Origin of the sequence: Microcosmobacter mediterraneus (assembly GCF_031846265.1) — a bacterium.
Taxonomy (GTDB): domain Bacteria; phylum Bacteroidota; class Bacteroidia; order Flavobacteriales; family Flavobacteriaceae; genus Microcosmobacter; species Microcosmobacter mediterraneus.
The window spans coordinates 37,873-56,906 of record NZ_JAVRIA010000010.1; the positions used below are offsets into that span (position 1 = coordinate 37,873).

Genomic DNA, 19,034 nt, shown 5'->3' on the forward strand with positions numbered 1-19,034 from the left:
CTGTGAAATTCACAATACTTTTTTCTGAACTATTTTGGTTTAGTATTGATATAAAAACGATTCTGAAAGGTCTTCTATATTTAATAAAACTTCGTTTTCATTTGGCATTTGCAAGTCAGAAATATCAAACGACACAACACGAGTAATTACTGCTAAACATGCTTCATTATTAGTGAAATTCAATTTTAAAAAACGTTGTATAGGACTCGATTCTGCAATATCTCCAGAATCCACAAGCGCAAATTCCCAAGATTCTCCATCACAACCAGAAGCACTAACCAGCAATTCTAGACAATTATCATTAAGTATTGCTTCTTGTATGGTTAAACTGTTTTCGTTATCAATTTCATTATATAACATTTGATTAATAACCACATTGTAGTCACATACTTCGTTAATAGGCAAGTCATCTTCATTACATGTAGTATTTACAAGTAATAATGCAAGACATAAAAAAGCAAGGAGTTTTGATTTTGAATTATTCATATCGCTTTTTTTATAAAGATGTAATAACTCATAATTGGTTGCGTCAAAGGATTATTAATCTTCTGTATAATTAAATACTTGTAATGAAGATTCTGGACTATCATTATCAAAACCAATCGTCTCTTTATATACTAAATAAACAGGATGGTAGACAAAAGCAGCTGTAAATAATGTCCCAATTCCACACAATAAAAAACCAACTATAGATGCTAGTAATGAGGAAATAATAATTAAACCAAACACTATGAGCCATTTTTTAGTTCCTAGTTTAAAGGCAAATGAAATAATATCTCCAACACCTAATTCTGGGTTGAAAGCAAAAAATGGCACAAAAAAGGTGAGCGGTACCATGACATAAAAAATAGGCAAATAACAAGCTAATGCTGCTACTGTAGCAATGGCCATACTTATAAACATTAAACCAATAAGCTTACCTATATGACGACCTTTAAAAAAATAGAAAAAATCAGAGGTTTGTACTTGTTCTCCATGATCTAGCATCTTAATGATTCTGTATAAAGCAGCATTAAGCGCCAGAGACAAGCCACCAAGTATAATCATAGCAATGAAGAAAAACAAAATATAACCTATTGAAAAACCAGCTATAAATGTGCTAAAAACTTCTGAATTAGAAGATTCTAAATTACCAGCCTGAGCAAAAATGAGCATGATAAAAGGTATGTAAACAGCAATGATAAAAGGTAACATTAACAGCATTACAAATAACTGATGTATTAAGCCTTGAATCCATGTCTTTTTAAAAAGCTCAAAAGAATCACTAAAAATAGTTCCAAAATCTAAGGGTTTATTTTCATTGATTTTATTTGAAATGTAATTGTGTAAATTCATAATAGTTGGTTTATTTATCTTCAAATATAATAGGTTTAAATGAAGATTAAACTACAATGAAGCCTGCCACTTTGTCATAAATCTGAAATAAAATGTATCTTTGCATGCTTATTGACATTGATATAGCTTTAAAGAAATTTTCGCTATTGCGGAAAATGAATATGGAAAAAATAATAGACGAAAATAAACAAGGAGAACTTCTAGAGTTAAAAGCAAAAGAAGGCAATCAGCGTAAACTTTTTATAGAAAGTTATGGTTGCCAAATGAACTTTAGTGATAGTGAAATTGTGGCCTCAATTTTATCTAAGGAAGGCTTTAATACCACTCAGAATTTAGAAGATGCAGATTTAGTTTTGGTAAACACCTGCTCTATTAGAGATAAAGCTGAACAAACAGTTAGAAAACGTTTAGAGAAATATAATGCTGTAAAACGTATTAACCCTAAAATGAAGATTGGTGTTTTAGGTTGCATGGCAGAACGTTTAAAGAGTAAGTTTTTAGAAGAAGAAAAAATGGTTGACCTCGTTGTAGGACCAGATGCTTATAAAGATTTACCTAATCTTCTGGCTGAAGTCGATGAAGGTAGAGATGCTATTAATGTTATTTTATCAAAAGAAGAAACCTATGGAGACATTGCTCCAGTTAGATTACATAGTAATGGCGTAACAGCATTTGTGTCTATAACTCGAGGATGTGATAATATGTGTACGTTTTGTGTGGTTCCATTTACAAGAGGAAGAGAACGTAGTAGAGAACCTCAAAGTATTATAGAAGAAGTTAATGACTTATGGAGCAAAGGGTTTAAAGAAGTTACTTTACTTGGTCAGAATGTTGACAGTTACTTATGGTATGGAGGTGGATTAAAAAAAGATTTTAAAAATGCTTCTGATCTTCAAAAAGCCACAGCTACAAATTTTTCTAACTTATTAGAAATGTGTGCAAAAGCGCAACCCAAAATGCGTTTTAGATTTTCTACATCTAATCCTCAAGATATGACTTTAGATGTTATTGAAACTATGGCTAAATACAAGAATATCTGTAATTATATTCACTTACCTGTTCAAAGTGGAAGTAATCGTATTTTAAAAGAAATGAACCGATTACACACTAGAGAAGAGTATTTTGAACTTATCGATAATATTAAACGATTAATACCAGACTGTGCAATTTCTCAAGATATGATTGCTGGTTTCCCAACAGAAACTGAAGAAGATCATAAAGACACCTTGAGTTTAATGGAGTATGTAAAATACGATTTCGGATTTATGTTTGCCTATTCTGAACGTCCAGGAACCATGGCTGCTCGTAAAATGGAAGATGATATTCCTTCCGATATTAAGAAAAGACGACTTAACGAGATTATACAATTACAGCAAGAACATAGTCTGTATAGAACGCAACAGCATATAGGTAAAGTTGAAGAAATCTTGATAGAAAAACAATCTAAACGATCAGATCAACATTGGGCTGGACGAAACAGTCAAAATACAATGGTAGTATTTCCAAAAGAAAACTATAACGTAGGAGATTTTGTTAAAGTTAAAATTACAGATTGTACAAGTGCCACACTGCTTGGTAACGCTGTAGAATTAAGTGAAAACAACTAACATGGAATCAATCCAAGCTATAAAACAACGATTTGGAATCATTGGTAACGATGCAAAGTTAAATCGTGCTATCGAGAAAGCTATACAAGTTGCTCCGACAGATATATCCATATTAGTTACTGGAGAAAGTGGAGTTGGTAAGGAAAGTATTCCGAAGATAATTCATCAATTATCACATAGAAAACATGGTAAATATATTGCTGTTAACTGTGGTGCAATTCCAGAAGGAACAATAGACAGTGAACTCTTTGGTCACGAAAAAGGTGCATTTACAGGCGCAACATCTACACGCTCTGGCTATTTTGAAGTCGCTGATGGTGGTACCATTTTTTTAGATGAAGTTGGCGAATTACCTCTAACAACGCAAGTACGTTTACTTAGAGTTTTAGAAAATGGTGAGTTTATAAAAGTAGGTTCTAGTAAGGTTCAGAAAACTGATGTTAGGATTGTGGCTGCAACCAATGTTAATATGTTTGAAGCCATTAAAAAAGAAAAGTTTAGAGAAGACCTTTACTATCGTTTAAGCACTATAGATATTCATTTGCCAGCACTTAGAGAGCGTAAAGATGATATTCATTTATTATTTAGAAAGTTTGCTAGTGATTTTGCATTAAAATACAAAATGCCAACCATTAAACTCGCAGATGAAGCTGTCTCAGTACTATTAAAACATCGCTGGAATGGTAACATTCGTCAATTAAGAAATATTGCCGAGCAAATTTCTGTTTTGGAGCAAAATAGAACAATAAGTGCATCAACATTACAAAACTATCTACCAAATTCTAACACTAATTTACCAGCTGTAATACATACTACAAAATCTGAGAGTGACTTTAGTAGTGAGCGCGAAATTTTGTACAAGGTTTTATTTGATATGAAAGCCGATTTAAATGATCTTAAAAAGCTAACCATGAAACTTATGAAACATGGTAATGCCACAGATGTTCAAAAGGAAAATGAAGGTTTAATACAAAAGATTTATGGTGGAGATGAAAGTAATTATGAAGAATCACCATCTAATATAGAAGTACTATCCATACCAAGTGAAACGTCTCATGAAGCCATATCATATGAGGACAACTCGGCAAACGAAGACAAGTATCATTTTGCAGAGGATGTGCAAGAAGAGGAAACTTTATCACTTCAAGACAAGGAGTTAGAATTAATTAAAAAATCTTTAGAGCGCCACAACGGAAAACGCAAATTAGCAGCTGCAGAACTCGGTATTAGTGAACGTACACTATATAGAAAAATAAAACAATTTGATCTTTAAGATAACATTATGAAGGCCGTTGAAATATTTATGATTCGTAAGTCGTTTAGACCTAATAGTTCTGAAGCCATTAGACAAGAAGCCGAAGATTTAATAAACGAAAAGCACTATCAAGGATATCGTTTAATTAATGTAGATTTTGATGTTGCCGACAATGCTGGCTATATTTATGCATTTATTACTATGAAAAAGCCTAATACGTATTAATGAAACGAGTATACAAATACCTTACTATTGGTTTATGTTTAGTGTTACTAGGCTGTGGAGCCTATTCATTTACTGGTGTACAAAATATTGATGCTGAAACATTCCAAGTTAACTATTTTCAGAACAATGCAGCATTGATTGAGCCAGAGTTAGACAGAGAATTTACATTAGCGCTTCAAAATTTAATTCAAAATCAAACCAATTTAAGCTTAGTAAATAGTGGTGGTGATTTAACGTACGAAGGTGAAATTACTGAATATCGTATCTCGCCAACAACAGCAACTGCAGATAGTAGAGCTGCTCAAAACAGATTATCTGTTTCTGTTAATGTACGTTTCTTTCATAAAAATGATGAAGAACAAGATTTTGAAGAACGCTTTTCTTTTTTCTATGATTTTGAAGGCGATACACAACTCATAGGTAGTGAGAGAGACACCGCATGGGAAGAAATCTTTGAGCGTCTAACACAAGATATTTTTAATAGATCCTTAGCCAATTGGTAATATGAATAAGGATAACTATATAAACTTACTTCAGCAGCCAAAAGTCCTATCAGAGGAACATGTTAGTGATTTGGCTTCATTGGTTTCAAAATTCCCTTACCTTCAATCTGCTAGATCGTTGTACCTTAAATCTCTTAAAGACCAAGAAAGTTTTAAGTATAATAAAGAATTAAAAACAACAGCAGCTTACACTTCAGATCGAAGTATTTTATTTGATTACATTACGTCTGAAACGTTCAATCAAAATGAAATTTCAAGGCAAATAAAACAAAATATCGAATTCTTAAAAACGATAGAAGTTACAGATGCAGATGATATTTCTGTAGATAAGAGTGTTTCCATCGCCTATGCTTTAAAGCAACAAATTAAGGATACAGAAGGTGTGTTAGACCCTAATTTATTTGAAAAGAAAAATCAGGAACAACAGCTATCAGAATCAAAACTCTTACACATAGATTCTGAAAACATTGAAGAATCACCAGAAGATATCTTAAAAATAGGAACACCTTTAAATTTTGACAAAAACGAAACGCATTCCTTTAGCGAGTGGTTAAAGATAACAAGTTTTAAGCCTATTGATCGTTCAAATGAAACAAAAAAAGTAGCACCTATAGACAGTAAGCTAAAACGAATAGATAAGTTTATTAGTGATAATCCTAAGATTTCACCGATTCAAAAAGCTTCAAAAAGCATGCAAACTCCTATGGCTATTTCAGAGCAATCAAGTTCTCAAGATGGTTTTATGACAGAGACTTTAGCAAGGATTTATTTAGAGCAAAAGAACTATGACAAAGCCATTCAATCTTATAAAATTTTAAGTTTGAAATATCCAGAAAAAAGTGGTTTCTTTGCAGACCAAATTAAAGCAGTAAAAGAATTACAAGACATAAATAATTTAAAGAAATGACAAATTTTACAATATTTTTAATCCTTATCGTTGTTGTGGCTTTCTTATTAGTAGTGGTTATAATGGTACAGAATCCAAAAGGTGGTGGATTATCATCGACGTTTGGAGGCGGAAGCTCTCAACAAATTGGTGGTGTAAAACAAACAGGAGATTTCTTAGATAAAAGTACTTGGGCATTAGCAACCTTATTATTAGTATTAATATTACTTTCTAACTTTGCTATTCCAGGAGCTGGTGGACAATCAGAATCTAAAGCTTTAGATGGAGAACAAACAACAAATACCATTCCTGCAACAACAACAAACACATTAGATGATGCAGTAACAACAGCAGCTGATTCTGCTCAGTAAAACTGACAAAACATTATAGTAAATGGTCAACTTAAACGTTGACCTTTTTTTATTTCTGAAACTTTGTCAGTTTAACTGTATTGGCATAATTTCTGAATAACGCTTTAGCGTTAAAACAAATTTTAATTAACTAAAAAATAAATAACAATGAGCGTAAACATTAGACCTTTAGCAGACCGAGTTCTTGTAGAACCTAAGGCCGCTGAAACTAAAACAGCTTCAGGAATTATTATTCCGGATAATGCAAAAGAAAAACCGCAAAAAGGAACTGTAGTAGCAGTTGGTACAGGAACAAAAGACGAACCATTAACCGTTAAAGTAGGTGACACTGTGCTTTACGGAAAGTATGGTGGTACAGACCTAAAATTAGATGGTAAAGATTATTTAATGATGCGTGAAAGCGACATCTTAGCAATTATTTAAGTCCATTTTCTGTCATTCCGCACTTGATGTGGAATGCCACCAATCTTAACTCAATTTTTAAATTAAATACAAATAGATTCCTGCTTTCGCAGGAATGACAAATAAAATTTTTCATTATGGCAAAAGATATAAAATTTGATATAGACGCTCGCGATGGATTAAAACGCGGTGTTGATGCATTAGCAAATGCAGTAAAAGTAACATTAGGACCTAAAGGACGTAATGTAATAATTAGTAAATCATTTGGTGCACCACAAGTTACAAAAGACGGCGTTTCTGTTGCTAAAGAGGTAGAGCTAGAAAATGAGCTAGAAAACATGGGAGCACAAATGGTAAAAGAAGTCGCTTCTAAAACAAATGATCTTGCAGGTGATGGTACAACAACTGCAACAGTTTTAGCTCAGGCGATAGTAAAAGAAGGTTTAAAAAACGTTGCTGCAGGTGCAAATCCGATGGATTTAAAACGTGGTATCGATAAAGCGGTTACAGCAATTACAGCTGACCTTGAAAAACAAGCTAAGAAAGTTGGTAACTCCTCTGAAAAAATTGAGCAAGTAGCCTCAATTTCTGCAAATAATGATAAAACCATTGGCGAATTAATCGCTACTGCTTTTGGTAAAGTTGGCAAAGAAGGCGTTATCACTGTTGAAGAAGCAAAAGGAACAGATACTTATGTAGACGTTGTAGAAGGTATGCAATTTGATCGTGGCTACTTATCACCTTACTTTGTAACTGATGCAGATAAGATGATTGCCGATTTAGAAAATCCATACATCTTATTATTTGATAAGAAAATTTCAAACTTACAAGAAATCCTTCCAATCTTAGAACCTGTTGCACAATCTGGTCGTCCATTATTAATTATTGCAGAAGATGTAGAAGGACAAGCTTTAGCAACATTAGTGGTAAATAAACTTCGTGGTGGACTTAAAATAGCAGCTGTAAAAGCTCCAGGATTTGGAGACAGACGTAAAGCCATGTTAGAAGATATTGCTATACTAACTGGTGGTACTGTAATTTCTGAAGAACGTGGATTTTCATTAGAAAATGCAGACCTATCTATGTTAGGTACTGCAGAATCTGTAATGATAGACAAGGATAACACAACCATTGTAAATGGTAGTGGAAAATCATCAGACATTAAAGCAAGAGTCAACCAAATAAAAGCGCAGATAGAAACCACAACTTCAGATTACGACAGAGAAAAATTACAAGAGCGTTTAGCTAAATTAGCTGGAGGAGTTGCTGTATTGTATGTTGGTGCAGCTTCAGAAGTAGAAATGAAAGAAAAGAAAGATCGTGTAGACGATGCTTTACATGCTACACGTGCAGCTGTAGAAGAAGGTATTGTTGCTGGTGGTGGTGTTGCCTTAGTAAGAGCTAAGAAAGTATTAGCCAAACTAGAAACAGAAAACCTAGACGAAACCACTGGTGTACAGATTGTAAATAAAGCTATAGAATCGCCATTACGAACTATTGTTGAAAATGCTGGAGGTGAAGGATCTGTGGTTATCAATAAAGTACTCGAAGGCAAAAAAGACTTTGGCTATGATGCTAAAAACGAAGCTTACGTAGATATGCTTAAAGAAGGGATTATAGATCCTAAAAAAGTAACACGTATTGCTTTAGAAAATGCCGCTTCTGTAGCTGGTATGATCTTAACAACAGAGTGTGCTTTAGTAGATATTAAAGAAGATACACCTGCAGCAGCTATGCCTCCAATGGGTGGCGGAATGCCAGGTATGATGTAGGTCGAGAGCCTCGACACCCAATAATAAAAAAACGCTTCAATTAATTTTGAAGCGTTTTTTTATGCCGTGGCTTTAAAATCATTTGGCTCTGATTTATTTAAAGTATGCTAATATATAGTATCTTAGAACTAAAGAACTTAAATACATACTTATTTACGTGTTGTGCTTCATTATTTCTCACTCAAACGGAATTAAATAATTGTTCTAACTTTAGAGAAACTTCCAACCAATGATAAAATTCTTTAGATTATCGAAACATCATTTTGCTGTCACATTGAGCGGAGTCGAAATGAAGCAAAATCAAAGTTCTGGTAGACCTTTGATTGAGATAGCCGCTAGCGGGAAAATATAAACCAAAAATATGATTAAGTTTTTTAGACGAATACGTTACAACCTTATGGAGAAAAATAAAACTGGAAAGTATTTTAAATATGCTATTGGGGAAATCATTCTAGTAGTTATTGGTATTTTGATAGCACTTCAGTTTAATAATTGGAATGAATCACGGAAAAGGGAACATCTCAAAAACCAATATGAGACATCATTAAAAATTGATTATGTAAAAGACACCATACAATTAAGAGAAAGAATTATTCAAAATCAAAAAATATTTGAATCCTTATCTGAAGCTTTCGATGAATTAGAGAAAACAACTTTTAAAACTTCTGATGAAGTCCTTTCGAAACTAATAGGAAATTTAGGGCTTAACTATAGAACGCTTAACACATACAATACTAACACCTTTAACCTTTTAATCTCTGGAGGGAATATAGATTTACTAGATAAAGAATTTCAGGAAGCTATAATGGAACTTAATAGACTTCAGCTTCATGAATTAAAAGTTTCAACCGTAAATCGAGAAAGTTTTATAGCGTATTCAACTAATTTTAGAATTAAACATCCACCACTAAAATTAAGAAATGAATCTTTACTTAAAGTTTTGCATAAAGATATAGATACTAAACAAATACCTAAAGATTTATATACTCTTTTAGAAAGAAAAGGATATGGAATAATCAGATATTTAGAACTTTCAAATAAAGTTTTAAAACAAACTAGGTTGGTCTTAACCCTTTTAGAAGACTCTGTTGAATAACAATTATTTTGATTAAAAAATTATAACATAACGAAAGCACAACAACGTGTATAATTAATAGCTCACTCTACACAACACTTCACTAAACTCATAGCATCTTTTATGATAACTAAGTGAAAATCTATTTTTTAATGATTTACACTTCTAAAATGATACTTGTTTTAGTTGCTCCGTATTGAGACATCTTTTCTAGAAAAGCTATTAGATGCTTATTGTTTTTAAAATAACCTAAAACACAAAGACAATCATCACCAGTAATTCTATCGCAACTTTGTACTTCTTCCATCTCACGAATTTTGTCTAAAACATTTGGTCTTCCACTAAGTCCTTGATGCATCACTAAGGTGATATAGGCTTTGGTCTCTATACCTAATTTTTCATGATTCACTTTTAAAGCATAGCCTTCTATAACACCATCATCTTCTAGTTGCCTAACTCGTTTACCTATAGCTGGTGCAGACAAGCCAACGTTTTTTCCAATATTGGCGAAGCTTTCCCTAGCATTAATTTTTAGCATTTCTAGTATCTTTTTATCTAAACCGTCCATTTTTAATCAAAATTATAATAGTTTTTATTCGATATAATCGAATGCAAATATAATATTTTAAATTCGATAATAAACTAATATTGGTATTATGCTTTCTATATTTGTATTATTGAGCTTACACAGTTAGGCTTTTAGTTTTATTAACAAACAAAAAAGATAAATCATGAGTCCATTTTTAATTGATTGTATTGGTTACGGAGGTTTAGTCATAAACTTATATTCAATGTCTACTAAAGGTGAATATAAACTAAGGTTAATCTCACTAGTCGCTAATATAATTTACATTTTATATGGTGCATTAATTAGTGCAACTCCTATAATCGTAGGTTGTACCATTGCTGTATTATTACATGGTTATCATATAAGAAGAATACGAATAAATAAGAAAAGTTATGATTAAAATACAACGAGCTAGTAAAGAAGATGCAGGTGTTTTAGCACTTTTAGGCAGACTAACTTGGGCTGAATCTCATGGTCATTATATTGAAGATAAAAACGATGTATTAACATACCTTAACGAGAATTTTTCGGTTGCTAAGACAAAACAGAATATAAACGATCCTAAGCAACGCTTCTATATTATTTACTCTAACGATTTACCTGTTGGTTATGCCAAATTAGTATTGAATACATCAAACAAAAATGTAACATCACAAAACAATTGTCAATTAGAACGAATTTTTATTCTAAATGATTTTATACCTTTAAAAATTGGACAGCAGTTACTAACTTTTGTTGAGGAACAAGTAAAACAATTACAATTAGACACCTTATGGTTAACTGTTTATATAAAAAACAAAAGAGCCATTAGATTCTACGAAAAAAATAAATTTAAAAATGTTGGAGACTTAAACTTTCTTGTCAATGGTAAGGCATATGAAAATATAGTGTTTTCAAAAAATATTTAGGCAAACTGTACTATTAAAGTTTATGAATAAAAAAAACTCTACTTCCTAAAATTCTCTAGCCCAATGTTAAGCCACTCAAAATATTCGTCAGCATTTGGTGTATATGCTGTAGTATGATTAAGCATTTGCATATTATGATCTAACAACACATAAAATGGCTGTGAGTTATTCTGGAAATTAATGGTTTGCAGTGTTGCCCATTTATCACCAATGGTTTTAATACGCTTTTTGTTTCCATTTGGTTTTATATAATCAAATTGCTCTTCTTTAGGTAGTTCTTTTCTGTCGTCTACGTATAATGAAATAATAATATAGTTTTCCAAAAGCATATCATAAACCTTAGATTTGCTCCACACCTGCTCTTCCATTTTTCGGCAATTTACACAAGCCCAACCTGTAAAGTCTAGCATTATTGGTTTATTAGCAGCCTTAGCAGCTGCAATACCTTCATCTAAATCTTTATAGCAATTGAGGTCTAAAGGACACTCAGAATCTTTGTCATATATACTATAAAACATTGGTGGCGGAAATCCGCTAAGTAACTTTAAGTTAGCATATTTAGTATTCGTTACGCCTGGTATTAAATAAATTACAAAAGCTAAAAATAGAATACCTGTTGTGATACGACCTTTGCCTAATTTTAATAACGGACTATCGTGAGGAAACTTAATTTTACCAAATAGATAAAGCACTAAACCTATTCCTATTATGATCCAAAGCCCAATAAATATTTCGCGCTTTAAAAGTCCCCAATGTTCAACCAAATCTGCATTAGAAAGGAATTTTAATGCTAATGCCAACTCAATAAATCCTAGGACTACTTTTACAGTATTTAACCACCCACCAGATTTTGGTAAAGAGTTTAACCATTTAGGAAACATAGCAAATAAACTAAAGGGTAAGGCTAATGCTAAACCAAATCCACTCATTCCTAATGTGAGCTGTGTGGCACCACTATCGGTTCCTAGAGAACTACCTAATAAGGTTCCTAATATTGGACCTGTACATGAAAACGACACAATAGCTAAGGTTACAGCCATAAAAAAGATACCTATAATTCCTCCTATACTATTGGCTTTACTATCTAAAGCATTACTCCAAGATGCTGGTAAAGTGAGCTCGTAATAGCCAAAGAATGAAAAAGCAAATGCTACAAAAATGACGAAGAAAATAATATTCAAAGTAACATTTGTAGAGATGTTATTTAAAATTTCTGGATCTGCTGAGTCTAATACGTGAAAAGGTAGGCTCAATAAGAAATATATGAGAAAAATAAAAAAGCCATAGAGTACAGAATTGAAAACACCTTTTTTGTTATCTCCTGAACTCTTTGTGAAAAATGAAACCGTTAATGGAATCATTGGAAATACACATGGTGTTAACAAAGCTATAAAACCTCCTAAAAATCCAAGAAAAAATATAGTGAGATTACTTTTCTCTTTAATATCTTGCTTTTCGTAGTTCTCTTTACCTTTGACATTAAGATTAAGATCATTAGAAAATTGAAGGCTTGTGTTATCTATATTCTGATCATTAGTCGTAAGATTTTCGCCTTTCAGATTCATTTTAAAAACCTTGTCACCTTTTACACATTGTTTATCATCACAGGTCATGTAATATACTTCGGCCTCAAAAACAGCATCTTTATTAGTAGTCTCAAATTTCTGAATAAATAAAGCTTCATTACTAAAATACTTTACATCTACTTTAAACACTTTATCAAAAACTGGTGAAACTTTGGGTTCTGAAGTTTTACCTATTAACTTAATATCAGCATTAGTAAACACAAACTCTGTTGATGGTGGACCATCGGCTTCTTCTTGAGAGTACAGATGCCAACTTTCGTCTATGGTAGCATAAAACTCGGCTTGGTATTCATTATTGGATAATTTTTTTACTGTACTCGTCCAAGTCACTGGTTCTAATATCCCAGAAGTTTCTATTGGATTACTAAAAATATTACCTTCATTATTTGCTTCCTCTTTTGTGTCGGAAGAGCTATTAAGTTTAAACTCTAGAACGGTAACATCTGGCGGAAGGCATTTTTCATCATCACATGACATAAATTCAACTTCACCTTTAACGATATCTAATTCTGAATTAAGAATCTTTACACGTTGTCTAAATTCTGCTCTACCAGAGAAGTATTTTATTCGCATTTGAAAAACAGGATCATCTACTTCTTCACCATCAGATTCTGAAGTATCTCCGACTAATTCATAATTAATATTTTCTTCGTAACTAAAAGTGGTAGCAATAGGACCACCTTCTGGCACATTTTGAGAGTATAAATGCCAGCCTTTGTCTATAGTAGCTACAGAAATTAAATCAAACTCTGTGTCAGATATTTTTTCAACAGATGTTTCCCAAGATACTGGCTCAAAAATTTGGGCATTTAACGATAAACCCAAAATTAAAGTGATTAGAAGAAAGGCAGTTTTTTTCATAAATTATCTATGTGGACTATTACAAATGTATTTATTACAAGTAACTTTAGTTATAAAGCTTTGCTAAAATAAAAAAGCAATATACAATATGTCGAATATATACAATGAGGATAACAAAAAAAGCCGAACAATATGTTCGGCTTTAATGTATAGTATTTCTTAGCTACGATTTTGCTTTAACCTCTAACCCCTTATGTTTCCATTTAGAGATACCTCCATCTAAATCATAAATTTTAACAAAGCCTGCATCTTTTAGTTTTTTAGCACATTTTGCACTACGTCCACCAGATCTACAGTATAGCACAACAGGTTTACTTTTATCCAAATCTTTAATATCGTCTTCAAAAGTTGGTGAGCTATAATCGATGTTTTGAGAATGTGCTATGTATTCTGCACTATATTCTTCTGGAGTTCTTACATCTACAAGTTGGACATCTTCTGACTCAATTAGAGCTTGCATTTCTTCTGGTGAAACAAGTTTTACTTCGCCTTTTTGTTCTTTTGCACAGCTTACCATTAAAGCAGTAATGCAAAGTAATGTTATTAGTTTTTTCATGTTATAATAGTTAGATTGATGAAATTTCACCTTCCCATTCCGTAATGCCTCCTTTTAAATTAAATGCATTTTCGAAACCAAGTTGATTCATAATAGCACATGCTTGTCCGCTTCTTCCTCCTGCTTTACAATACACAAAATAATTTTTAGACTTATCTAATTGCTCTATACTATTGATAAATTCCTGACCTCCATAGATATCAATATGTATTGCATTAGGTATAACACCTTCTTCTACTTCAGCTATCGTTCTAACGTCTAAAACAACTGAATTAGTATCTGCATGTAGTTGTTTTGTCCAATCTTCTTGTGATAAATCTGCCATTATACACCGTTTAGGTTAAACAAAATTAACATTTCCTTATGATATAGACGAAAAAAAAACCGAAGTGTTACACTTCGGTTTAAAATTTTAACATTATAGCAAATTATACTTTAATGGAGCAACCAATGGCTCTGGTCTCAGAAGTTTTCACCTCGTTACCGCTCATTAGTGCATCTACAGCTTCTTCAACATATTTTGTAGTCACAGCTGAAGCATCTCTATGATTATCATCAATTGCACCAATATATTTTACTTCATTACCTTTTTTAGTTTTCTGTAATACATATACATGTGGTGTTTTAGTAGCACCATATAAGGGATAAATTTTCTGACCTTTATCCATTAAATAAGGAAAAGTAAACCCTTTTTCCTTGGCTCTAACCTTCATTGCAGCCATATTATCTCCTGGCTTTACATCAGTATTATTTGGCATAATAGCTATTACAGGATAACCTTTGTCTGAATATTTTTTATTAAGTGCTTCTATTCTATCCTCATAGGCTACTGAATAAGGACACGTATTACAAGTAAAGACTACAATAAATCCCTTAGCATCTTTGTAATTAGACAAAGACACCATCTTACCATCAATATTTTCTAATTTAAAATCTGTTGCAATATCGCCTACTTTATAACCAGGTCCATCAGTAATTGGTGTAAAAGCTGTTAAAGTTAGTATTGCTACAAATGCAAAAAGTGTTTTAAGTGTTTTCATAAGTATTTATTTAATAAATTGTTTTAATTCGGTTTCTAATTCGCTGTATGTAAAAGATCGCTCATAAAATTTACGCTCATTAGAATTATAAATAATTGTTGCTGGTATAGCTCCAGACCAGTTTTTATTAATGGCTGGAATCCAAGTATTCATATCTAAATCGTCAAAGGCAATGACTTTAGATTTTAGTTTATTCTCTTTTATGTAAGGTTTTAATTTAGTCTCATACTTTCTTGGAAAGTCTAAGCTTACTAATATTACTTCAACATATTTATTTTTATAGGCCTCACCTATTTGTTCAAAATAAGGTAATTCTTTAACGCATGGTCCGCACCAAGTAGCCCAAAAATTAACGATATAAGTTTTATCATCTTTTTTATTTAGGTAAGGTTTTAAGCCATCAAAATCAACAATAACTAAGTCATCATTTGTGGTCTCTAAGACATCAATTGTAGCAATAGGATTCTCTTTTTTTTGATCGTTTTTACAGGATAGCAAAAGACAAAATATAAAAACTGATACATATCTCATGCTATAAAAATAAAGCCTTCCTACTACTGACCGTAATTTTTAACAAAAAATTATCGAATTGTATTATGAGTTAATGATTAACAATGATTACATTTGTATATACAATTGTTGTATATGCAAGAGTTAAAATCGTTATTACAAACTAAATCTGACATGCCTTTACAGAAACAAGCAGTCATAAATTTGTTTTTATCCTCAAGTCATGTAAAAGACATATTAATTAGTGCTTTAAAACCACATGATTTATCACTAGAGCAATTTAATGTATTACGTATATTGAGAGGTCATAACAAAGTGTCTGTTAACCTTCAAGATATTCAATGCAGAATGGTAAATAAAATGAGTAACACTACAAGATTAGTAGATAAGCTAATTAAAAAGAACTTTGTAACTAGATCAATTTGCTCCTCCAATAGACGAAAAGTAGAGATAACAATTACTAATAATGGATTATATATTCTTAAAAATTTAGATGAGATTATTGAACAAGCAGAAAATAATGCTACCAATAATTTATCTAATGACGAACTTGTACAATTAAATAGAATTTTATCAAAAATTAGAACATAAAACATAAATTAAACACACATTATGAAAAACAGAATTTTTAAATCAGTATTCATTTTCGCATTAGCAATTTCATTCGTTTCCTTTACAACCGTTAAAGAAAAAGTAATCAAAGTTAAAGACAGTAAAGTTACATGGATTGGTCATAAAGTAACAGGAGAACACACAGGCACAATTGATGTTAAAGAAGGCATATTAATTTTTAGTGAAGACCAATTGGCAGGTGGAAATTTTACCATAGATATGACTACAATAAATACTACTGACTTATCTGGTGGTGGAAAAACAAAATTAGATGGACATTTAAAATCTGCTGACTTTTTCGGTGTAGAAAAGCATCCAACAGCTACTCTAGTTTTTAGTAATGTTACCAAAAAAGGAGACGATTATTTAGTAAGCGCAGATTTAACTATTAAAAACATCACAAACCCTGTGAAATTTAAATTAACTATGGATGGCAATAAAGCGACAACTGCTTTTAAAGTAGACCGAACTAAATACGATATAAAATATGGATCAGCGAGTTTTTTCGATGGCTTAAAAGACAGAGCAATCTATGATGAGTTTGACTTAAATGTAACTCTTGTATTCTAGATTATGATTGATTAATAGCAATTTAGGTCTTAGATTCCTGCCAAAGGGCAGGAATCTTTTATTTTTTATCTATTTTATTTGAATTAAATATTTTGATGATTATATTTGAGCATTAAATGAAATCAAAAACAGTACATACTTGGTGGTGGAATTCTCGAAACTCAACTTTCGTGAGCTAGTCCATTACTATATTTAAAATATATAAGGCTTGTCTTCACGACAAGCCTTTTTTAATTAATAAAATTAAGCCAAGTCCTCTCTCTTCTGGAGAGAGAGGATTTAGGAGAGAGGCATGAAAACATTTAGTCTATACACACATTACAAGAAAATATTAGCTGATACGATTACACCTGTAAGTATCTACCTTAAAATAAGAGATCGCTTTCCAAACAGTATTTTATTAGAGAGTAGCGATTATCATGCAAATGATAATAGTTTCTCATACATCTGTTTTAATCCTATTGCCAGTATTAAAGTAGAAAACGACAGAATTGAACAGGTTTTTCCTGATGGTAGTACTAAAAGCAATAATGCAGATAACGTTGATGTAACCTACGAAATTCATAAGTTCACGCAACGCTTTAAAGTAGATTCTGACACCGATTTTAAGTTTATTAATAATGGTATATTCGGTTACACGTCATATGATGCTGTAAAATATTTTGAAGACATAGACATCTCAAAAAAATCAGATTCATTGGTTATCCCAGATATTTATTATGCGGTTTATCAAAATATCATAGCCATAAATCATCATAAAAACGAAGCTTATATTTTTGCACATTGTTTTGACATAGAAAACAATATTGATGAAATTTTACAGCTCATTGTTACCAAAAATTATGCTACATATCCATTCTCATCAGAAGGCGGAATTAGTTCAAATTTAACTGACGATGACTACAAAGAACATGTTGCGCTTGCCAAAAAACATTGTGCTAGAGGTGATGTATTTCAATTAGTGTTATCTAAGAATTTCTCACAAGGATTTAAAGGTGATGAATTTAATGTCTATAGAGCTTTGCGAAGTATTAATCCATCGCCATATTTATTCTATTTTGACTATGGTGATTTTAAAATATTTGGAAGTTCACCAGAAGCTCAATTAGTAGTAAATGAAGGTAAAGCCGAAATTCATCCCATTGCTGGAACTTTTAAAAGAACAGGTGATGATTTAAAAGATGCTGAGCTAGCCAAACAACTAGTAGCTGACGATAAAGAAAATAGTGAGCATGTCATGCTAGTTGATTTGGCACGGAATGATTTGAGTAGACATGGTAGTGAAGTCTCTGTAGAGAATTATCGTGAAGTTCAGTTTTTTTCGCATGTGATCCATTTAGTAAGCAAAGTAACTGGGCAAAAACATAATAATGTTTCTACAATGCAAGTCGTTGCAGACACCTTTCCAGCAGGAACATTAAGTGGAGCACCTAAACATATGGCAATGCAATTAATAGAACGATATGAAAAAACCAACCGAACCTTTTATGGAGGAGCAATAGGTTTTATGGATTTTGAAGGAAACTACAATCATGCTATAATGATACGCACATTTCTAAGTCAGAATCATAAATTACACTGGCAAGCTGGAGCTGGTTTAGTCTCAAAATCAAATGCAGAAGACGAATTACAAGAAGTATATAATAAATTAGGTGCTTTAACAAAAGCAATTGAACTGGCTGAAGAAATATAAAAAACTGTCATTCCGCACTTGATGCGGAATCCATTATAAATAGAGTTAAAAAATAAAAAGATTCCTGCCTTCGCAGGAATGACAAAATAAAATGAAAATATTAGTAATAGATAACTACGACAGCTTCACTTACAATCTGGTTCATTATTTAGAGGACTTGGATTGTGAAGTAACTGTAAAACGAAACGATCAGTTATCGTTAGAAGAAGTTGATACATTTGATAAAATTGTGCTCTCTCCAGGTCCAGGAATTCCAGATGAAGCTGGATTATTGAAACCAATAATTGAACAATATGCATCATCTAAAAGTATTTTAGGAGTCTGTTTAGGTCAACAAGCTATTGGTGAAGTTTTTGGCGGAAAGCTTGTCAATTTGGATGAAGTATATCATGGTGTAGCAACAGAAGTGACTATTATAGTTGATGATGAATCACTTTTTAATGGTTTAGATAAGACTATTGAAGTAGGTCGCTATCATTCTTGGGTGGTTGATGCCGATTTACCAGAAAGTCTTGAAGCTACTTCTTTTGATAAAAATGGTCAAGTGATGTCCTTACGCCATAAAACCTATGATGTAAAGGCAGTTCAATATCATCCTGAATCAGTTTTGACACCTAATGGAAAGAAAATACTAGAAAACTGGTTGAAGGATTAGAGATTAGAGATTAGAGATTAGAGATTAGAGATTAGAGATTAGAG

23 protein-coding genes are annotated in these 19,034 nt (G+C 32.0%); 15 read left to right on the plus strand and 8 right to left on the minus strand.

Annotated elements, in window-relative coordinates:
- Positions 1-39: 39 nt before the first annotated feature.
- Positions 40-486 carry a hypothetical protein gene (locus RM697_RS13115; protein ID WP_311428357.1) on the minus strand — a complete coding sequence of 149 codons (447 nt, stop codon included), beginning with the start codon at positions 484-486 and terminating at the stop codon, positions 40-42.
- Between the two features lie 54 nt (positions 487-540).
- Positions 541-1,335, minus strand: coding sequence for a hypothetical protein (locus RM697_RS13120; protein WP_311428358.1), 795 nt, complete (start codon positions 1,333-1,335; stop codon positions 541-543).
- Positions 1,336-1,496: 161 nt separating this feature from the next.
- Between RM697_RS13120 and miaB the strand changes: the two genes are divergently transcribed.
- The 9 genes from miaB (at position 1,497) to RM697_RS13165 (ending at position 9,452) form a co-directional block, all read left to right on the plus strand.
- Entirely contained in the window at positions 1,497-2,942 is a 1,446-nt protein-coding gene (miaB, locus tag RM697_RS13125; RefSeq protein ID WP_311428359.1) for a tRNA (N6-isopentenyl adenosine(37)-C2)-methylthiotransferase MiaB, read from the plus strand.
- A 1-nt stretch (position 2,943) separates the two neighbouring features.
- Positions 2,944-4,215, plus strand: a complete 1,272-nt coding sequence (locus tag RM697_RS13130; RefSeq protein ID WP_311428360.1) for a sigma 54-interacting transcriptional regulator — start codon at positions 2,944-2,946, stop codon at positions 4,213-4,215.
- A gap of 9 nt (positions 4,216-4,224) precedes the next feature.
- A complete protein-coding gene (locus RM697_RS13135; protein WP_311428361.1) occupies positions 4,225-4,422 on the plus strand; it encodes a hypothetical protein in 198 nt (65 codons plus the stop codon).
- Positions 4,422-4,925 (plus strand): LPS assembly lipoprotein LptE, encoded by a 504-nt coding sequence (gene lptE / locus RM697_RS13140; protein WP_311428362.1) that lies wholly within the window; start codon positions 4,422-4,424, stop codon positions 4,923-4,925. Before RM697_RS13135 ends, lptE begins: the two co-directional genes overlap by 1 nt.
- A gap of 1 nt (position 4,926) precedes the next feature.
- Positions 4,927-5,832, plus strand: a complete 906-nt coding sequence (locus RM697_RS13145) for a DUF8458 domain-containing protein (protein ID WP_311428363.1) — start codon at positions 4,927-4,929, stop codon at positions 5,830-5,832.
- A complete protein-coding gene (secG, locus tag RM697_RS13150; protein WP_311428364.1) occupies positions 5,829-6,182 on the plus strand; it encodes a preprotein translocase subunit SecG in 354 nt (117 codons plus the stop codon). The genes RM697_RS13145 and secG overlap by 4 nt, the downstream gene beginning before the upstream one ends.
- A gap of 147 nt (positions 6,183-6,329) precedes the next feature.
- A complete protein-coding gene (locus RM697_RS13155; RefSeq protein ID WP_311428365.1) occupies positions 6,330-6,605 on the plus strand; it encodes a co-chaperone GroES in 276 nt (91 codons plus the stop codon).
- Between the two features lie 116 nt (positions 6,606-6,721).
- On the plus strand, positions 6,722-8,356 hold the full coding sequence (groL, locus tag RM697_RS13160; protein WP_311428366.1) for a chaperonin GroEL: 1,635 nt from the start codon (positions 6,722-6,724) through the stop codon (positions 8,354-8,356).
- A gap of 361 nt (positions 8,357-8,717) precedes the next feature.
- A complete protein-coding gene (locus RM697_RS13165) occupies positions 8,718-9,452 on the plus strand; it encodes a DUF6090 family protein (RefSeq protein ID WP_311428367.1) in 735 nt (244 codons plus the stop codon).
- A 136-nt stretch (positions 9,453-9,588) separates the two neighbouring features.
- On the opposite strand, the gene RM697_RS13170 is transcribed toward RM697_RS13165, so the two are convergent.
- The gene (locus RM697_RS13170; RefSeq protein ID WP_311428368.1) at positions 9,589-9,999 is read right to left on the minus strand and encodes an Lrp/AsnC family transcriptional regulator; all 411 of its coding nucleotides are present in this window, start codon (positions 9,997-9,999) and stop codon (positions 9,589-9,591) included.
- 163 nt (positions 10,000-10,162) lie between these two features.
- On the opposite strand from RM697_RS13170, the gene RM697_RS13175 reads away from it, so the two are divergent.
- Both RM697_RS13175 and RM697_RS13180 read left to right on the plus strand, forming a co-directional pair.
- Positions 10,163-10,399, plus strand: coding sequence for a hypothetical protein (locus tag RM697_RS13175; protein WP_311428369.1), 237 nt, complete (start codon positions 10,163-10,165; stop codon positions 10,397-10,399).
- On the plus strand, positions 10,392-10,907 hold the full coding sequence (locus RM697_RS13180) for a GNAT family N-acetyltransferase (protein ID WP_311428370.1): 516 nt from the start codon (positions 10,392-10,394) through the stop codon (positions 10,905-10,907). The genes RM697_RS13175 and RM697_RS13180 overlap by 8 nt, the downstream gene beginning before the upstream one ends.
- A 38-nt stretch (positions 10,908-10,945) precedes the next feature.
- Here RM697_RS13180 and RM697_RS13185 read toward each other — a convergent pair whose 3' ends face one another.
- From RM697_RS13185 to RM697_RS13205, 5 genes are all read right to left on the minus strand, one after another.
- Positions 10,946-13,354 carry a protein-disulfide reductase DsbD family protein gene (locus tag RM697_RS13185; RefSeq protein ID WP_311428371.1) on the minus strand — a complete coding sequence of 803 codons (2,409 nt, stop codon included), beginning with the start codon at positions 13,352-13,354 and terminating at the stop codon, positions 10,946-10,948.
- A 163-nt stretch (positions 13,355-13,517) separates the two neighbouring features.
- A complete protein-coding gene (locus RM697_RS13190; RefSeq protein ID WP_311428372.1) occupies positions 13,518-13,910 on the minus strand; it encodes a rhodanese-like domain-containing protein in 393 nt (130 codons plus the stop codon).
- A 10-nt stretch (positions 13,911-13,920) separates the two neighbouring features.
- The gene (locus RM697_RS13195; RefSeq protein WP_311428373.1) at positions 13,921-14,235 is read right to left on the minus strand and encodes a rhodanese-like domain-containing protein; all 315 of its coding nucleotides are present in this window, start codon (positions 14,233-14,235) and stop codon (positions 13,921-13,923) included.
- 103 nt (positions 14,236-14,338) lie between these two features.
- Complete coding sequence (locus tag RM697_RS13200; RefSeq protein ID WP_311428374.1) at positions 14,339-14,950, minus strand: thioredoxin family protein; 612 nt, start codon at positions 14,948-14,950, stop codon at positions 14,339-14,341.
- A 6-nt stretch (positions 14,951-14,956) separates the two neighbouring features.
- Complete coding sequence (locus tag RM697_RS13205; RefSeq protein ID WP_311428375.1) at positions 14,957-15,481, minus strand: TlpA family protein disulfide reductase; 525 nt, start codon at positions 15,479-15,481, stop codon at positions 14,957-14,959.
- A gap of 114 nt (positions 15,482-15,595) precedes the next feature.
- Here RM697_RS13205 and RM697_RS13210 point away from each other — a divergent pair, with 114 nt between their 5' ends.
- The 4 genes from RM697_RS13210 to RM697_RS13225 all read left to right on the plus strand — a co-directional run bounded on the left by RM697_RS13210 (position 15,596) and on the right by RM697_RS13225 (position 18,990).
- Positions 15,596-16,051: a MarR family winged helix-turn-helix transcriptional regulator gene (locus tag RM697_RS13210; RefSeq protein WP_311428376.1), complete on the plus strand. Its 456-nt coding sequence runs from the start codon at positions 15,596-15,598 to the stop codon at positions 16,049-16,051.
- Positions 16,052-16,072: 21 nt separating this feature from the next.
- A complete protein-coding gene (locus RM697_RS13215) occupies positions 16,073-16,642 on the plus strand; it encodes a YceI family protein (protein ID WP_311428377.1) in 570 nt (189 codons plus the stop codon).
- Between the two features lie 292 nt (positions 16,643-16,934).
- Positions 16,935-18,335 (plus strand): anthranilate synthase component I family protein, encoded by a 1,401-nt coding sequence (locus RM697_RS13220; protein ID WP_311428378.1) that lies wholly within the window; start codon positions 16,935-16,937, stop codon positions 18,333-18,335.
- A gap of 91 nt (positions 18,336-18,426) precedes the next feature.
- The gene (locus RM697_RS13225) at positions 18,427-18,990 is read left to right on the plus strand and encodes an anthranilate synthase component II (RefSeq protein WP_311428379.1); all 564 of its coding nucleotides are present in this window, start codon (positions 18,427-18,429) and stop codon (positions 18,988-18,990) included.
- The last annotated feature ends 44 nt before the right edge of the window (positions 18,991-19,034 follow it).